This window comes from Dendronalium phyllosphericum CENA369, from assembly GCF_016056275.1.
Classification (GTDB): domain Bacteria; phylum Cyanobacteriota; class Cyanobacteriia; order Cyanobacteriales; family Nostocaceae; genus Dendronalium; species Dendronalium phyllosphericum.
This window is the reverse complement of the sequence record NZ_JAECZA010000179.1, coordinates 1-2208: the sequence shown is the minus strand read 5'-3', so window position 1 is coordinate 2208 and position 2208 is coordinate 1. Positions and strand designations below refer to the sequence as shown.

2 protein-coding genes, 1 rRNA gene and 1 pseudogene are annotated in these 2208 nt (G+C 43.2%); 2 read left to right on the top strand and 2 right to left on the bottom strand.

Annotated elements, in window-relative coordinates:
- Positions 1-102: ribosomal RNA gene (locus I8752_RS22065) — 16S ribosomal RNA — on the bottom strand; the annotation flags it as partial.
- A 313-nt stretch (positions 103-415) separates the two neighbouring features.
- Between I8752_RS22065 and glyQ the strand changes: the two genes are divergently transcribed.
- Positions 416-1291 carry a glycine--tRNA ligase subunit alpha gene (glyQ, locus tag I8752_RS22060; protein ID WP_214434415.1) on the top strand — a complete coding sequence of 292 codons (876 nt, stop codon included), beginning with the start codon at positions 416-418 and terminating at the stop codon, positions 1289-1291.
- Positions 1292-1319: 28 nt separating this feature from the next.
- Entirely contained in the window at positions 1320-1805 is a 486-nt protein-coding gene (locus I8752_RS22055; protein ID WP_214434416.1) for a DUF4079 domain-containing protein, read from the top strand.
- Between the two features lie 113 nt (positions 1806-1918).
- Here I8752_RS22055 and I8752_RS22050 read toward each other — a convergent pair.
- Positions 1919-2208 (bottom strand): annotated as a pseudogene (locus I8752_RS22050) (transposase); the annotation flags it as partial.

Genomic DNA, 2208 nt, shown 5'->3' with positions numbered 1-2208 from the left:
TTACTCACCCGTCCGCCACTGTGTCCGAAGACACCGTTCGACTTGCATGTGTTAAGCATACCGCCAGCGTTCATCCTGAGCCAGGATCAAACTCTCCATTTTGAAGTGTTTGCATATAGCTCTAATTTTGACTGCTTTTTTATCCACCTCAGCCCGGTGCTCTTATTTACTTGACGCAGGCTACTTGTGGTATAATGGCTTTCAAACTATAATATTTTCATGGTTCGGTCGCCCACCGGATTGCGCTCTCGTGCGCTCTCCCTCAGGCACTTATCCAATATAACTAACCCACCACACACTGTCAACTACTTTTCCCAAAAAATTGGAAAATTATTTTCTACTCCCTTCTTCTCCCACAGCACTGCTTTTTAGGCAACAATGGTGTATGCACTGTGCTGACTAAGGAGGGTAGAACGTGAATTTTCAATCGGTCATAGCCACACTGCATGAATTTTGGGGCGATCGCAACTGCCTTATCGCTCAACCCTATGACGTTGAAAAGGGAGCAGGTACCAAGAACCCCCATACATTTTTGAGAGCTTTGGGACCCGAACCTTGGGCTGTTGCTTATGTTGAACCATGCCGTCGCCCAACGGATGGACGCTACGGCGAAAATCCTAATCGCTTCCAATACTATTACCAGTACCAAGTACTGATTAAGCCATCACCAGATAAGATTCAGGAGATTTATCTTGATTCTTTAAGGGCTTTAGGCATTTGTCCAGAAGACCACGATGTTCGGTTTGTGGAAGACAACTGGGAAGATGCAACTGTGGGAGCTTGGGGTACTGGTTGGGAAGTATGGTTAGATGGGATGGAAATTACTCAATTTACCTATTTCCAACAGTGTGGAGGAATTGATTGCCGTCCAGTTTCGATTGAAATTACATACGGGTTAGAGCGGTTGACAATGTATCTCCAGCAAGTGGAAGCAATTACAAAAATTCAGTGGACAGACAATATTACTTACGGAGATGTTTTCCTGCAAAATGAAATAGAGCAATGTGTCTATAACTTTGAAGCGTCGAATCCAGAGATGCTATTAACACTATTCAACTTATACGAGCAGGAAGCCACCCAATTGACAGAGCGTGGATTGGTTGTACCTAGCTTAGATTATGTGATGAAGTGTTCTCACACGTTCAATTTGCTTGATGCTAGAGGTGTAATTTCCGTGACGGAAAGGACTCGCTACATCGCCAGGATTCGTCATTTAGCAAGAAAGGTGGCTCATCTATATGTTGAGCAAAGAGAAAAATTAGGCTTTCCGTTGCTGAAGAAAACAGTTTGAGTAGTATTAGCAATGTATTGTGAGATACGTGGTCAATATTAGTGAAGTTTTAGAACCGATCGCAGCTTGGTTTCGTTCTCTGGGAATCCCCGAACCGATTGTACATTGGGGACATCCATTCATGATGGCGATCGTTGTTTTTGTTTTGGGTAGCTTTGTAGGGCTGGCTGGTTGGCGGGGAAAATTACTTGAGGGTAAAGATAAAGATGCTGCCCTTAAAAGTCGGATTGCCCACCGTCAATTAACACCTTGGCTATTTTTATTCCTGGCAGGTGGTTACATAGGTGGGGTATTATCTTTGGTCATGCAGCATAAGCCAATTTTTGAAAGTCCCCATTTTTGGACTGGTTCGCTAGCGCTGTTACTATTATTAATCAACGGTACAATTTCTCTAAGTGGATTTGCTGGGAACAAACCAGCATTACGCGCAGTTCATGCCTATTTGGGAAGCGTAGCACTTGGCGTTCTGTTTCTCCACGCTGCCCTGGGATTGAAGTTGGGTATATCTTTATGATGTAGCTATAACTAAAACTAATAAATGTTGTCAAAGCCTTCACTCTATTAAGAGTAAAGCTAAAAATAAAGCCCGCTGACGCGGGCTTTGTTTGTATAGAACCCATTTGACATCTAAGAAGGTGCTGCAAGCCTCTTAATCATCAACCGAATAAAACAAAGATTAACCTTGGCAGTCGCATTAGTTAAAGTTCTCTCAAAGTTCTTGACGAGGATTTTGCATCTTTCCATCCAAGAATTTGACCGCTCAATTACCCATCTTGCTGCAACCGGAATAAACCCAGATTTCCCTTGCGCTTTGTTTTCTTGTTTGGATGGTTTCGCCGAAAGTTCAAATCTGATTTTCGTCATGATCTGGGGATAAACCTTCTCTAACTCCTCGGTGAGATGTTCAGGATGATAAC